Genomic DNA, 14,261 nt, shown 5'->3' with positions numbered 1-14,261 from the left:
ATAGCCTGATTCGGCCGACATCGCGTAATCCTATCAGTTAAACAGTTCAGTTTTATTTCTATCAACTTCGTATAACCATGCCAAAATTCCATACAAATTTCTTAATGTTGTGCCTCGTTATAGCTTTGATCATTAATGCTTGCCAGACCAAAGGTGCGGATGGTAACGTCAGCAAAGCAGCGGCCTATCAGGACGTTCCTTTCGAGCAGGAAGTAAGTGTCAAATATCCCTTCGAAGGGCCAAAAGAAGCCTTGAAGGTGCGTGCAGATAGGAATGGTGTCATCCAGGTGCTTACTGAGGAGGGGCTGTTTAGGACTTATGGAGGAGCTTTTTTATATCCGGGAAGACTTGTAAAGGATCAGACATACCGGGCGTTAGGCGACAAGACCTTACGCGATTTGGTGCTTTACCAAGAGCAATTGGTTTATTTGGATAGCGTGGCGGTCTTGTCAAATGCTTGGGCAGGGAAGCTATTTGACCTCCATGGAGTGGCGGGTGCGAAGATCGTCTGTCCTTCAGAGCGGTTTACTTTTTTGGTGGCCGGAGATGACCTAATCCGAGGGATAAGATCAAATGATATCTTATGGGAAACCAGCACTCCTAAAGAGCTCCTTATGGTAAAATATCATCCTGCTTCCAAGACCCATTATGTACTTTCAAAAACCGCCATTTTCAGTTTGGATGAAGAAGAGGGAGCCTTGACCAATCTGTACAGTGGAAATGGCTTGACCTGTTTCGATTTTATCGATGAAGGCCAAAAGATCGCTGTGGGAACTGAGGATGGCTATTTTATTTTTGACCTGAGCACAAACAAGGCATCCACCAAAAATTCCCAGCTTCCATGTCCGGCCATCACTTCGATCAAGAACATCGACGGTTCACTTTGGATAGGATCTGAGAAGGGGGCTTTTAGAGAAAGAAAGGACGGAAGTTATGATTATTACTTTGGAGAGCGGTGGTTGGTAGGCCAGGAGGTCATAGACATTGCCAAAGGACCGCATGGTGAAGTGTTATTCCTGACAGACCAGGGACTTTCCAAGCTGGAATTTGATACACATACCCTTTATGAAAAGGCGATGTATTTTGAAGATCAAGTACGAAATCGTCATATACGGTTCGGCTTCAATGCTTCCTTGGGCAATATGGAAAAGGGTAATGTAGCTTCCGGAATGCTCAAGGATTCTGACAATGATGGCCTGTGGACGGCAATGTATTTGGCGGGACAGGCTTTTAGGTATGGTGTCAATGGGGATGATGAAGCCCTTGAAAACTGCCGAGAATCCCTTGATGCCATGGAAAGGCTCTATACCATTAATCCGGTAGAGGGGTTTCCATCACGTTCTTTTAATCGATCCGGTTACGAAAAGCACCTCGCTGATCCCGAGCGATGGCAACGGTCAGATCATCCCGAATGGGATTGGAAAGCAACTACCAGCAGTGATGAGGCGATAGGGCATGTGTTTGCTTTTGGGGTACTCGCAGAAGTGGTCGATGAACCGGCTATCAGAAAAAAGGCCATTCAGCTGTTGGATGCCTTGATGCAGCATGTCGTGGACCATGATTTTTACCTTGTCGATTATGATGGTAACCCTACGCTTTGGGGAAAATGGAACCCTGATTATGTAAACGGTTTTCCACCTATGGTAGGTGATCGAAAGCTGAATTCTTCCAATATCATTGCGATGCTCCAAACGGCCTATCATTTTACCCAAAAGGAAATCTACAAGGACAAGGCCTTTGAGCTAATGCAAGACCATGGCTATCTCCAAAACCTGATGGTGCCGATGGAAAACATAGGTAAGGCAGAGGACGGCTCAGATGAATGGGCGGCGATGTTATCCCAAAGTTGGAACCATTCTGATGATGAAATGTACTTTTTGGGTTATTGGGGACTTTATCGCTATGCATTCAATGATTCTCTGAAAACCCAATATGGTTCTGCCATAAAGGATCACTGGGAAGCCGAACGCCCTGAAAAGGATGGTTTGTGGAATATTTTTAGTGCCTTGGTTTCACCAAACGACTACGATCAGGAGGAAGCCATTTGGTACCTGAAGCAATACCCTATGGACCTGATCGACTGGACGATGGTCAATAGCCACCGAAAGGACATTGTTATCCTGGACAAGAACTTCAGAGAACAAGCTACCGCCAAAGTACTGCCACCAGATGAGCTTCGAATCCGCAGGCATAATGCCAACCGTTTTGCATTGGATGGCGGAGGAGAAGGAAAAGCTGAATACAGCGCCGGTGATATTTGGTTATTGCCGTACTGGATGGGAAGGTATTTGGGGCTGATCAGTGGACCTGAAGCGAATGTCAAAAATCAGTATTGAGGTATATGCCATGAGATTTTAGACAAAAGACTTAAGAAAGCATGGAGTCGGAAGTTTGAAGGATGAAGGACGACTTGAATGATGCTGATATGGCTGTTACCGGTGTGCAAGAGTTCTTAATAAAAAGTTAATCTTACCGAAGTAGTCTGTTTTTATCCTTTTGGAGTCTTTATGCATAAGCAGTTTATCTGCCATGCTAAGCGGATAGACTCTATGTAAAGATCAGCTATATGCCAAATTCGAATAAAAATATCAAGGGACTTACGGAACGGTACCTGAGAGGAGAAATCAGTAGGGAGGAATTTGAAGTGATGCTGGAAGAGTTTTCCTCTGGAAATCAGGAAGTGGAGGAAGTACTGCAGCGTCACTTTGAGCAGGTGATGGAGGAGCACCATCCGGAGCAGAAGCCTAACCGACAACTGGGATCCCCTTGGTGGGCCATTGCAGCATCTGTTTTATTGGTGCTAGGGGTAGTGACAATACTCATACTGGTCACACATCAAAATGCTCCTGAATACATTACCTATGATACAGCGTACGGTGAGCAATCCGATTTTTTGCTGGAAGACAGCAGTCATGTTTACTTGAATGCGGGAAGTACGCTGGCATTTGAAGGCTTTGGGTCACAAAAGGACCGAGAGGTCACGCTATCTGGGGAGGCATTTTTTGACATAGCTAGAGATGAATCACGTCCCTTTATCATTCACAGTGGAGAGATGGATATTCGGGTGTTGGGAACAGCGTTTAACGTAGAGGCTTATCCAGAAGAAGATGTCATCAAGGTGACCGTCACTGAAGGAATAGTCGCCATCAATAATAGTAATCCTGATATTGAACAAAAACTGACTGCAGGTCAATCAATCGTTTTTAATAGAGCAAATGGCAACTACGAGATGGAAAGCGCCCAAGAAATCCTTTGGAAAGAACGGATCCTGGCTTTCGACAAAACACCATTTGACCAAGTGATACGAAAAATGGAGCGTTGGTATGGAGTGGACCTGGAAGTGATGGACTCCTCACTTCACCAACTAACACTAAACGGTCGTTTTGCCAATAAGGATGTGCACGAAATGATCCGTGCGATCGCCTTCCTGGCCAATAAAGAGCACACAAGCAATCCCCAACTCATACAGGTCAATCCTTTGCCTATGAAGCATCATCCAAGCCGCTAAACTCAAAAAAATGCGTGGAGCCCTGCTTTGGTGAATGGCTCTAGGCTGTCAGGTCCATACAGAACTTTAGCCACCCATAATTTTAATAAAGCATGAAAATTAAAATTGCAAAAAGAAACCTTTGGAGTTATTGGCTACAGCGGATGCTGCTCTTGGCGATGGTAATTTTGCTGGGCGAAGAGGCTAATGCTGCGGAAGACCAAGAAATCCGCCTTCCCAAACCTAACGTAACGGTAAAGCAATTTATTTTTAGTGTAGAAGAACAGACAGCGTTTAAATTTTTGTACGACGAAGAAATATCCAAGGCACTGGATAAGGAAGTGATGCTCACCCAAAAAGCCCCGTTAAATGAGCTGTTGAGCATGCTCAATGCGAAGAGCAAACTGGAATTCCGCAAAGCCGGAAAGACCATATTAATCCGTCAAAAATCACCGATAGCAGTGCGGGTACAGATAGATGGAGTGGTCTTCGATGAAGAAGGTACACCCTTGGCTGGAGCTACCGTGAAAATCAAGGGCGCCACGAGCGGTACCGTGACCGATCTGGATGGTAAATTCAGCTTGGAGGTTCCTGACCAGGTGGCCGTAATAGTGATCAGTTATGTAGGTTTTCATTCCAGGGAAATCCAGGTTGGTAACCAAACCAATCTACGGATAACCTTGCAGGGAGCCTATCAAAATTTAGAAGGAGCAGTGGTAACGGCCTTGGGCATCAGGAGGGAAGAGCGTTCATTAGGATATGCAGTCTCAGAAGTATCAGGAAAGGAATTTGAGCGTGGAGGACAGGACAATATGCTAAAATCCCTTGCCGGTAGGGTGCCGGGTGTCAGTATCAATTCCACCGGTGGCACGGGTTCTTCTGTGAGCATGATCATCAGGGGGATTACATCACTGAGTGGAGATAATCAGCCGTTGTTTGTGGTAGATGGTGTACCAGTGATCAATTCCCTTAATAATGTCAGTCAAATCGGAAATGATAACAAAGTGGATTACGGCAATGCCATGTCCGATATCAATCCGGAGGACATTGAAAGTGTTTCTGTGCTGAAGGGGCCAAGTGCCGCAGCCCTTTACGGTTCCCGGGCGGGCAATGGTGTCGTTCTGATCACTACCAAATCCGGCAAAAATGTCGATAAAGTAACGGTCAGTGTTTCCTCCAACACCTTGGTGGAAGTCCCATTCAAATACTTACCGATGCACAGCCGATTTGCCACGGGGATACGGCCATACACTCCTGACAACAACCCTTATCCGGGAGGTGTCCTGACCATCGAAGAAGGTTCGTCGGCAGGAGCTGGACCCGAACTGGACAGGGGATATGAAGCTATTCAGTGGAACAGCCCGCGAGATGAAAATGGAAATTTTGTTCCATTGCCTTTGGTATCAAGCCCAGATAACGTGGCCAATTTTGTGCGAAATGGTGTGACTACCACCAACGGAGTCTCGGTATCCAATAACACTGAAAAGATGAATTATAGGATTGGCTATACCAACCTCAACAATTGGGGGATCATTCCCAATTCTGATTTTAACCGAAACAACTTGTCCATAAATTCTGATTTGGCCATTTCTGATAAACTGCGGCTAAGCAGCAGTATCAACATAAGCAAAACCGGCTCGGACAACAGGCCCGCGGGAAATCGCGGTGCCAATCCACTGGAATGGGCCTATAAGCTTTCACCGCACATTGATATCCATGAATTGAAAGATTACTGGATGCCGGGACAGGAAGGGATCCAACAGCGTTCTCAGGCTATTGGGGATTACAACAACCCTTATTTCCTTGCTTACGAGGTTAATAATAGTTTTGACAGAAACAGGGTTTATGGCAATATCGGGTTGAATTATCAGGTTACCGATGAATTTTCCCTACAAGGAAAGTACATGCTGGACATGTATGCCGAAAGACGTGAATCCAAGATTCCAATGAGCTATACAGAGGATCCCAATGGTGGCTATGGTATCGTGAACCTGGATCGTTATGAACGTAATATAGAGGTGCTGGCAACTTACAAAAAGGAGCTCAATGATTTTAGTATGACTTATTCGGCCGGTGGCAACTTACGCTATAACCGCGGCAATACTGCCCAAAATGCCACAAAAGCCGAGGGGTCTGGGTTGATCGTGCCAGGCGTGTACACATTGAGCAATACCCTTTCGGATAATTTGGTGTACAACAGTAGCATTTCTGAAAAGGCTGTTTACAGTGTTTATGGCTTGGCAAACTTAGGTTATAAAGACCTCCTTTACCTGGACCTTACTGCGAGAAATGACTGGTCCAGCACATTGCCTGCAGCCAATCGTTCCTATTTTTATCCTTCCGCCTCGCTGAGCGCCATCATCAGTGATATGCTGACCATGGGCAATCATGTGGATATGATCAAGCTTCGGGCAGGCTGGGCACAAGTAGGGAACGATACAGGACCTTATAATCTGCTTCCTACATTATCCAACACAGAAGAATGGGACGGCCAGACACGGCTTTCGGTTCCTGATGGCCTCAAAACCCCCGACCTCAAGCCAGAAATCGCTACTTCCTACGAGTTTGGATTGGAAGCAGCGGCGTTCAGCAACAGGTTGAGAGTTGACGTTACTTATTTTAATACCGATAACAAAAACCAGATTTTACCCGTAACCCTTCCGCCATCTTCTGGTTTTACCAGCAAGTTTGTCAATGCGGGTTTGGTCAACAGCAAAGGTTGGGAAGTGGTTTTAGGGTTTACGCCGGTTGACAATGACTTCGTGCTAGACCTAAACTTCAATGTATCGAAGTACAGAAGTACCATTGAGGAGTTGACGGACGAAGTGGAGGTCTTTTACCTTTGGAGCGATTCCAGGGGCGGAGCATGGTCCTATGTGGGAGATGAGATTGGCAGTATCTACGATCGAAAACTGGTCACGGTCGAAGATTCGGAATCCCCGTACTACGGCTACCCCATACTCGATGAGGACGGCAGTTGGCAAGCGATCAACCAAGCCAATGCCAAAAACAAAATCGGAAACTTTAACCCGGATTTTATTGCTGGAATGCAGGCAAGCTTGAGCTATAAAAACTGGAGTCTTAGCCTCACGTTTGACTGGCGAAAAGGAGGGGATTTCGTATCACAGACCTTCCGCTATTCCGAATCCGACCTTAAAACCGAGCGTTTTTTGGATGAAATCATTAGCCCCAATGGCCTGAGCGGAAGGGAGCTTAGGGACTGGTTGGTGGCCAACCAAGATAGCCACATTACCGATGGAATCAATATTGTAGGGGGACCAACAGCAGCAAGTGGAGGCTTCCCATTTGAATATGCCGTGACACTAAATGATGGGGTATTCAATCCGGGTGTGATTGCCGTTTACAACGACGCAGGGGAGCTTACGGGCTATCAGGAAAACCTAGGGGAAGACGGTACCAAAATCATTCCTTATGCGGATAATTATCCTTGGGATTTTTTTAAGCCAGCAATGTTTGATGCTTCCTATATCAAGCTCAGGGATGCTACTCTTAACTACAGCGTGCCTGCCGAAACAGCCCAAAAACTCAAAATGCAATCCATCAATATAGGGCTGTACACCAGTAACATTATGCTCTGGACCAAAGCCAAAATCGGAATCGATCCGGAGAATGCCTTCCAGCCAGAAAGTGACGGCACTTTCAAACAGGGGATCGAACGGTACAATGTCAACCCTTGGGTGATTCCCATTGGCTTTAGGCTAAACGCTAAATTTTGATGAACCTGGAGCAAAAAGAAAAGAGATGATATCATGAAAAACATTAAAAACAGAGTATGCCGATCTTTGGGTTTGGGAATAGTTTTCATGCTCCTATGGTCATCCTGCCAGGACCTTACCGACCTTAATGTCAATCCCAATGGAATTGATCCCGAAACGGTACATCCCAATCTTCTGATCAGTACCGTGGTCACCGAAACGGCCACGCGAGAGCTCGGTTTAGGTTTTGGGGATATCGCAGGGGTGATGCAGCACACCCAAAAGGATGCTTGGTTTGAAGACCACAATAACTACGACTGGTCCAATCAGAGCTGGTCTGGATATTATAACATCCTGGAAAACGCTCGACTAATGGAAGAACGTGCCCTGGACTTGGGGCTACCTTTTTATGTGGCTGTCGCCAAGGTGATAAATGCCTATAATTTTGGAAGGATCGCAGATTTGTGGGGCGATGCTCCGTTTACCGATGCGCTGAAGGGTGATCTTGGTGGAGATCAATATCTTTTGCCCAATTTTGACACCCAGCAGGAAATCTATAAGGGAGTCATTGCGATGTTGCAAGAAGCAAATATCACCTTACAGGGTCTTACCAATGATACTACCGTCCCACAAGATGTGCTGTACCAAGGGGATGTGATGAAATGGAGGCAATTTGCCAATTCCCTCATGCTTCGGTATTATTTGCGGGTTTCGGAAAAAATGCCTGATTTTGGGAGTGCGGGGATGCAGGCCATCGTAAATGATCCCGGCCAGTATCCATTGATATTGGCCGAATCTGATGAAGCAGCTTTACCGTTTCCTGGTGTATCCTCAGGGACTTCTTGGCCATCCAATACAGTTTTTGATGGAAGTAATGGCAGCAATTACCGTCGGATAAAAATGTGTGCTACCTTAGTGGACAGGCTACAGGAGTTGGATGATGCCAGACTGGGAGTATGGGCTGAAAGGGTTGAGGTACCGATGGTGATCGACCCCGATTTACCTGCTGGGTCAGACGAAGTCGTTGACGGAGTTCGGTATATTGCTTCTGATGTCGCAGAAGGAAAGCCAGTGGACACCGATCCAGAATATGTCGGAATTCCTCCGTCCGTCTCCAATCTTCCCAGCGAGTATAATCTCAATCCTACACCTGGACAGCAATCTTACAATCCGCACGTTTCATTTCTAAGTGAAATGTACACCGAGCCTTCCGGAGACTTTTTGAAATGCCGACTTTTGTCTGCAGCGGAAGTTCAGTTTGACCTGGCGGAGGCAGCATTGAAAGGCTGGATTGGAGGAGAGGCAGCAGGATATTACCAAGCAGGTGTAAAACAATCCCTAGCAGCATGGGGATTGGAATCGTCCTTTGAGGATTACATTAGCGGTCCCGCGGCTTTTGAGGGTTCACTTGCTCAAATTATCGAACAAAAATGGATTGCAAGCTGGACGGCCGCTACAGAAGCGTGGTTTGATTATAGAAGAACGGGACAGCCTGAGCTGACTGCAGGTCAATTTGCCGTAAGATCGGTCCTTCCATTGCGTTTTTACTACATGCAGGAAGAATTAAGCATCAATACTTTAAATGCCTCAGCGGCACTGGATAGGCTTGAAGCGACACCCTATTCCCAAGCAGATGAAGCCAATAGCCCTTGGTCCAAATTCTGGTTGTTACAGGGGACGGGTCAGCCTTGGTAAGCCAATAGCCATAAATTTAGTATGCTGTTCAAATGGTTTTCCTGGTTTCCTTTAGGGCTACTAAGCTTTCGGACAGGAGGAGTTTGCCTGCGCAAGTGCTGGCTTTGATTTTAGTCATGTAGCTCACCGTAGCGGGCGGCCAACACCTGCGGACAGGTTTTGGTTACATTTTTCACCTGAAGGAAAAAAATAACAAGGCAATGGATGAAAGGCAAGCTAAAATTTGACAAGAGCAACGTAAAGTTACACTTAGTAAATCCATTAGAACCGTTTTTATTTTCCGTGCTACCATATTGTAAGGACAATTTTTTTCAATTACGTATCTGAATTTGCATATTTGCATTCTTAATGCACCTGTTTGTAAAGGTGCTTTGTTTCATATTAGTATTAAGAATTTTAAATGTCTGACAACTTGATTAACATTACACTGCCTGATGGGTCAGTAAGGCAGTACGAAAAAGGCACTTCCGGCTTACAAATCGCGCTTAGTATCAGTGAGGGATTGGCACGGAATGTCCTGGCGGCCAAAGTAAATGGAGAAGTTTGGGATGCTACGCGTCCTATTTCCGAAGATGCAGCGGTGCAATTATTAACCTGGAATGACAAAGATGGAAAATCTACTTTCTGGCATTCGTCTGCCCACCTATTGGCAGAGGCATTGGAGGCACTTTATCCAGGAGTCAAATTCGGTATCGGTCCGTCCATAGACACCGGATTCTATTATGATGTGGATTTTGGCGAAAGGCAGATCGATGGCAGTGAGCTAGAGGCCATTGAGAAAAAGATGGCAGAGCTGGCCAAGCAAAAAAATGAATACATCCGAAAGGAAATTTCCAAGCAAGATGCTGTCGCCTATTTTAAGGAAAAAGGCGACGAATATAAGCTTGATCTGATCGATGGCCTGGAAGATGGCAAGATCACCTTTTATGAGCAAGGTAACTTCGTGGACCTTTGTCGAGGGCCACACGTGCCCAATACCGGGTTTATCAAAGCCGTAAAGCTGATGAACATTGCGGGTGCCTATTGGCGGGGTGATGAAAACAATAAGATGCTTACCCGTATTTATGGGGTGTCATTTCCTAAAGCCAAGGAGCTGAAAGAATACCTGGCCATGGTCGAGGAAGCCAAAAAACGTGATCACAGAAAACTGGGCCGTGAACTGGAGCTGTTTACCTTTTCCGAAAAAGTGGGGATGGGATTGCCACTATGGTTGCCGAAAGGAACTTTGTTGCGAGAGAGATTGGTAAGCTTTTTGAAGAAAGCACAAGATAAATCAGGTTACCAACAAGTGGTAACTCCACATATTGGCCATAAAGCTCTTTATGAAACATCAGGCCATTATGAGAAATATGGAAAAGACTCGTTTCAGCCGATCGCCACTCCGCATGATGGAGAGGAGTTTTTGCTGAAGCCCATGAATTGTCCTCACCATTGTGAAATCTATAAGCACAAGCCCCGTTCATACAAGGATCTTCCGATTCGTTATGCTGAATTTGGTACGGTATATCGGTATGAGCAAAGTGGTGAATTGCACGGCTTGACCAGGGTAAGGGGCTTTACACAGGATGATGCGCACATTTTCTGCCGTCCCGATCAGGTGAAAGAGGAGTTTATCAAAGTAATCGACTTGGTGCTTTATGTGTTTAAGGCATTGGGTTTTGATGATTACACCGCACAGATTTCCCTGAGGGATCCGGAAAAAAAGGAAAAATACATTGGAGGCGATGATGCATGGAACAAAGCTGAGGCAGCGATTGTTGAAGCTGCTCAGGAAAAAGGACTGGAGACAGTAACTGAACTGGGTGAGGCAGCCTTCTACGGGCCTAAGCTTGACTTTATGGTCAAAGATGCGCTTGGCAGAAGTTGGCAGCTGGGAACGATCCAGGTGGACTACCAATTGCCTGACCGTTTCCAATTGGAATATGTGGGATCGGATAACCAGAAGCATCGTCCAGTGATGATTCACAGGGCACCTTTTGGATCATTGGAACGATTTGTTGCGGTGCTTATCGAGCACTGTGCAGGTAATTTCCCGCTTTGGCTTTCACCGGAGCAAATAAATATTTTGCCAATTTCCGAAAAATTCATTGACTATGCCAATACCGTTCGTGCGCTATTGGATGAGAACGACATAGCTGGTTCGATAGACAACCGAGACGAGAAAATCGGTAGAAAAATAAGAGACTCGGAAGTGAAAAAAGTGCCTTTTATGCTCATAGTAGGTGAAAAAGAGGAAGAAGAAGGCAAAGTATCCGTACGTAAGCATGGTGAAGGAGATTTGGGAAGTTTTACACCAGCAGATTTCGTGAAGTACTTCAAAAATATTATTTCGGAATCGCTGAGTAAATAAAAATAAAAGCTAAAAAAGAATCGGTATTTTAATAATTAAAAAAATATCCGATATTTGCAGTCAAATTCATTCAATCAACCATAACTATTTTGAGAGGAAGAAAACCGTTTAAACCGAGACGAGAAGAACCATATAAAGTAAACCAAAAGATCCGCGCCAGAGAGGTTAGGGTAGTAGGGGATTTTGTAGAAGGGGGCAACGTAGTCATGTCTACAGATGAAGCTATCAAGATAGCCCAGCAGCAAGATCTGGATCTCGTCGAAATTTCTCCAAACGCTAATCCACCTGTATGTAAGGTGATCGATTATGCAAAATTTAAATACGAGCAGAAGAAAAAGCAGAAGGAAATCAAAGCCAATGCTGCCAAGACTGTTCTGAAAGAAATCAGGTTTGGTCCCAATACGGACGACCACGATTTTGACTTTAAATTAAAACATGCGATCAACTTCCTGAAAGATGGGGCCAAAGTTAAGGCATATGTACACTTTGTGGGCCGTTCGATTGTCTTTAAGGAAAGGGGAGAGATGCTGTTATTGAAGTTTGCACAGTCACTGGAGGAATATGGACAGGTAGAACAGCTGCCCAAAATGGAAGGTAAACGGATGAATATGTTTGTTGCTCCCAAAGCAAGTAAGAAATAATTTCAACAAATATAATACAGTGTTATGCCTAAAGTAAAAACTAAATCAAGTGCAAAAAAACGATTCAAATTAACTGGATCAGGGAAAATCAGAAGGAAGCATGCTTACAAAAGCCACATCCTAACCAAGAAAGCGACCAAAAGAAAGAGAAATCTTACTAAAATGGGCGAGGTTCATGAGTCAGATGTGAACAGAGTAAAAGACATGTTGAGAATCTAATTTTCGACAAATTAAATTAAGGTTATTTATTCACCAGATACTTGGTCTTTAAAAAGTGCGGAAGAAGAAATTCTAATGCCACCAAGAGTCAAAAAATCATCAAATTATGCCAAGATCAGTAAACGCAGTAGCGTCAAGAGCAAGAAGAAAGAAAGTATTAAAAGCTACTAGGGGTTATTTCGGAAGAGGTAGCAACGTATGGACAGTAGCGAAAAACAAATACGAAAAAGGTTTACAGTACGCGTACAGGGATAGAAAAGCTAAGAAGAGAGAATTCAGAAAGCTTTGGATCCAGCGTATCAATGCCGGTGCCAGAGAACATGGCATTTCTTATTCACAATTAATGGGGATGTTGAAAAAAGCAGAAGTTGAGCTAAACAGAAAAGTATTGGCCGACCTTGCGATGAACCATCCTGAGGCATTTAAAGCTGTAGTTGAAAAAGTAAAGTAAGGAGCACTTAACTTACATTACACCAAAGCCCCTCGATCGAGGGGCTTTTTGTTTGTTCAATATTTTTTTGATGAGGCATGGTGATATGCTAAATTTCACTATATTACAAGCAACAGAAAATAAAATAATCGTCAGTTTCGCTTATTTGAGAGGTGAATAAGGCGAAACACACTGTAAGATAAAGCTTTAGGTACAGTTCCATTTTTATGGGATTGATAGAAGGTAAGCATCATTTAATCACCAGTAGCTGGCCAGTACTGTAAGATAAAGCTTATTGTTTTGTGTTGTTTGAACAATCATATTTTAGCGTATGAATTGGGACCTGAACGTTGGGGACAGCGAATTTTCCTTATGGTAAAACCATGGATGAATAAAAATACCATTAAGTCCCAAAGGCACCCGTGCATGTTGAATCTGCACTGAAAGGAATTTATAATTGCTTTGCACCTGTGAGCTTTGTTGACGTATCAATTTCCCGATAAATAAAGAAATTCATCGCTCCCCAGAATTATGGCTTGATCCAGTAAAATGTAACCAATTGCACCATGCCAATAAACGATAACAAGATGTACAAAAGAAAAAAGGCTCCCAAAATGGTAGCCTTGCATGAGTTTGGTGCGGCGGTATCATCTGATACATTCGCGGTGGATAGGAATCCTGCACATTTTGTAGCGAGGACGGGAGTTGAACCCGTGTCCGCCGCGGCGGATATGAATCCTGCAGCGTTAATTCGTGTATAATGGTAGGATGTGTTGTTTAATCCATTCCCTGCCTTTGCCGGATTTAAGTTCCTTTTCACGACGCAATGCATTGGATTTATGGTGGAAGTATTCCACATGGATCATTATCCAGGGCCTGTACTTGACGGTAAACCCTTTTTTGGCAAAGGAATTATGCGAATGGAAGCGATTGATCAAGTCGGAAGTCATTCCGGTATAGGTTTTCCCATAGGAGGGAGAGAATAAAACGTAAACTGAAAAAAGCGGAGTCATGTCAGAAAAGATAAAAAAGAAGAACAAAAGAAAAAAGGCTCCCAAAATGGTAGCCTTGCATGAGTTTGGTGCGGCGGTATCATCTGATACATTCGCGGTGTATAGGAATCCTGCACATTTTGTAGCGAGGACGGGAGTTGAACCCGTGTCCGCCGCGGCGGATATGAATCCTGCAGCGTTAATTCGTGTATAATGGTAGGATGTGTTGTTTAATCCATTCCCTGCCTTTGCCGGATTTAAGTTCCTTTTCACGACGCAATGCATTGGATTTATGGTGGAAGTATTCCACATGGATCATTATCCAGGGCCTGTACTTGACGGTAAACCCTTTTTTGGCAAAGGAATTATGCGAATGGAAGCGATTGATCAAGTCGGAAGTCATTCCGGTATAGGTTTTCCCATAGGAGGGAGAGAATAAAACGTAAACTGAAAAAAGCGGAGTCATGTCAGAAAAGATAAAAAAGAAGAACAAAAGAAAAAAGGCTCCCAAAATGGTAGCCTTGCATGAGTTTGGTGCGGCGGTATCATCTGATACATTCGCGGTGGATAGGAATCCTGCACATTTTGTAGCGAGGACGGGAGTTGAACCCGTGACCTCAGGGTTATGAATCCTGCGCTCTAACCAACTGAGCTACCTCGCCATAAAACTCTTAATGAGTTGTCTTCAAACAAGTAATGGAAAGCCGTGGTTAAGGGCTATCCCCTTGCTG

At 44.6% G+C, this 14,261-nt stretch carries 12 protein-coding genes and 1 tRNA gene; 10 read left to right on the top strand and 3 right to left on the bottom strand.

Annotated features, from left to right (window positions below; genetic code table 11):
* Positions 1 to 77 precede the first annotated feature (77 nt).
* From FDP09_RS16965 to FDP09_RS16925, 9 genes are all read left to right on the top strand, one after another.
* Positions 78 to 2,336: a hypothetical protein gene (locus tag FDP09_RS16965; RefSeq protein ID WP_137403797.1), complete on the top strand. Its 2,259-nt coding sequence runs from the start codon at positions 78 to 80 to the stop codon at positions 2,334 to 2,336.
* A gap of 230 nt (positions 2,337 to 2,566) precedes the next feature.
* Positions 2,567 to 3,508, top strand: a complete 942-nt coding sequence (locus FDP09_RS16960) for a FecR domain-containing protein (protein WP_137403796.1) — start codon at positions 2,567 to 2,569, stop codon at positions 3,506 to 3,508.
* A 92-nt stretch (positions 3,509 to 3,600) separates the two neighbouring features.
* Positions 3,601 to 7,224, top strand: a complete 3,624-nt coding sequence (locus FDP09_RS16955) for a SusC/RagA family TonB-linked outer membrane protein (RefSeq protein ID WP_137403795.1) — start codon at positions 3,601 to 3,603, stop codon at positions 7,222 to 7,224.
* 33 nt (positions 7,225 to 7,257) lie between these two features.
* Complete coding sequence (locus FDP09_RS16950) at positions 7,258 to 8,898, top strand: SusD/RagB family nutrient-binding outer membrane lipoprotein (protein WP_137403794.1); 1,641 nt, start codon at positions 7,258 to 7,260, stop codon at positions 8,896 to 8,898.
* A 400-nt stretch (positions 8,899 to 9,298) separates the two neighbouring features.
* Positions 9,299 to 11,248, top strand: a complete 1,950-nt coding sequence (gene thrS, locus FDP09_RS16945; protein WP_137403793.1) for a threonine--tRNA ligase — start codon at positions 9,299 to 9,301, stop codon at positions 11,246 to 11,248.
* Between the two features lie 89 nt (positions 11,249 to 11,337).
* Positions 11,338 to 11,889 (top strand): translation initiation factor IF-3, encoded by a 552-nt coding sequence (infC, locus tag FDP09_RS16940; protein ID WP_015267191.1) that lies wholly within the window; start codon positions 11,338 to 11,340, stop codon positions 11,887 to 11,889.
* A gap of 24 nt (positions 11,890 to 11,913) precedes the next feature.
* Positions 11,914 to 12,108, top strand: a complete 195-nt coding sequence (rpmI, locus tag FDP09_RS16935) for a 50S ribosomal protein L35 (RefSeq protein ID WP_137403792.1) — start codon at positions 11,914 to 11,916, stop codon at positions 12,106 to 12,108.
* 106 nt (positions 12,109 to 12,214) lie between these two features.
* Complete coding sequence (gene rplT, locus FDP09_RS16930; protein ID WP_137403791.1) at positions 12,215 to 12,559, top strand: 50S ribosomal protein L20; 345 nt, start codon at positions 12,215 to 12,217, stop codon at positions 12,557 to 12,559.
* Positions 12,560 to 13,104: 545 nt separating this feature from the next.
* Positions 13,105 to 13,299, top strand: coding sequence for a hypothetical protein (locus FDP09_RS16925; protein ID WP_137403790.1), 195 nt, complete (start codon positions 13,105 to 13,107; stop codon positions 13,297 to 13,299).
* Here the strand turns inward: FDP09_RS16925 and FDP09_RS16920 are convergent.
* Positions 13,285 to 13,551 (bottom strand): GIY-YIG nuclease family protein, encoded by a 267-nt coding sequence (locus tag FDP09_RS16920; protein WP_015267195.1) that lies wholly within the window; start codon positions 13,549 to 13,551, stop codon positions 13,285 to 13,287. The two genes, FDP09_RS16925 and FDP09_RS16920, sit on opposite strands and share 15 nt — an antisense overlap.
* On the opposite strand from FDP09_RS16920, the gene FDP09_RS16915 reads away from it, so the two are divergent.
* Positions 13,550 to 13,744, top strand: a complete 195-nt coding sequence (locus tag FDP09_RS16915) for a hypothetical protein (RefSeq protein WP_137403789.1) — start codon at positions 13,550 to 13,552, stop codon at positions 13,742 to 13,744. The two genes, FDP09_RS16920 and FDP09_RS16915, sit on opposite strands and share 2 nt — an antisense overlap.
* Here the strand turns inward: FDP09_RS16915 and FDP09_RS16910 are convergent.
* Together FDP09_RS16910 and FDP09_RS16905 are read right to left on the bottom strand one after the other, a co-directional pair.
* Entirely contained in the window at positions 13,730 to 13,996 is a 267-nt protein-coding gene (locus FDP09_RS16910) for a GIY-YIG nuclease family protein (RefSeq protein ID WP_015267195.1), read from the bottom strand. The two genes, FDP09_RS16915 and FDP09_RS16910, sit on opposite strands and share 15 nt — an antisense overlap.
* A 122-nt stretch (positions 13,997 to 14,118) precedes the next feature.
* A tRNA-Met gene (locus FDP09_RS16905) sits at positions 14,119 to 14,192 on the bottom strand.
* Positions 14,193 to 14,261 lie beyond the last annotated feature (69 nt).

It is taken from the genome of Echinicola rosea, from assembly GCF_005281475.1.
Lineage (GTDB): Bacteria > Bacteroidota > Bacteroidia > Cytophagales > Cyclobacteriaceae > Echinicola > Echinicola rosea.
This window is presented reverse-complemented; position numbering and strand designations above follow the sequence as displayed.

Bases quoted from the DNA above. Each gene is read 5' to 3' on its own strand.
- FDP09_RS16965 (WP_137403797.1), top strand. From the start codon at position 78: ATGCCAAAATTCCATACAAATTTCTTAATGTTGTGCCTCGTTATAGCT.
- FDP09_RS16960 (WP_137403796.1), top strand. From the start codon at position 2,567: ATGCCAAATTCGAATAAAAATATCAAGGGACTTACGGAACGGTACCTG.
- FDP09_RS16955 (WP_137403795.1), top strand. From the start codon at position 3,601: ATGAAAATTAAAATTGCAAAAAGAAACCTTTGGAGTTATTGGCTACAG.
- FDP09_RS16950 (WP_137403794.1), top strand. From the start codon at position 7,258: ATGAAAAACATTAAAAACAGAGTATGCCGATCTTTGGGTTTGGGAATA.
- thrS (WP_137403793.1), top strand. From the start codon at position 9,299: ATGTCTGACAACTTGATTAACATTACACTGCCTGATGGGTCAGTAAGG.
- rpmI (WP_137403792.1), top strand. From the start codon at position 11,914: ATGCCTAAAGTAAAAACTAAATCAAGTGCAAAAAAACGATTCAAATTA.
- rplT (WP_137403791.1), top strand. From the start codon at position 12,215: ATGCCAAGATCAGTAAACGCAGTAGCGTCAAGAGCAAGAAGAAAGAAA.
- FDP09_RS16925 (WP_137403790.1), top strand. From the start codon at position 13,105: ATGCCAATAAACGATAACAAGATGTACAAAAGAAAAAAGGCTCCCAAA.
- FDP09_RS16915 (WP_137403789.1), top strand. From the start codon at position 13,550: ATGTCAGAAAAGATAAAAAAGAAGAACAAAAGAAAAAAGGCTCCCAAA.
- FDP09_RS16920 (WP_015267195.1), bottom strand. From the start codon at position 13,551: ATGACTCCGCTTTTTTCAGTTTACGTTTTATTCTCTCCCTCCTATGGG.
- FDP09_RS16910 (WP_015267195.1), bottom strand. From the start codon at position 13,996: ATGACTCCGCTTTTTTCAGTTTACGTTTTATTCTCTCCCTCCTATGGG.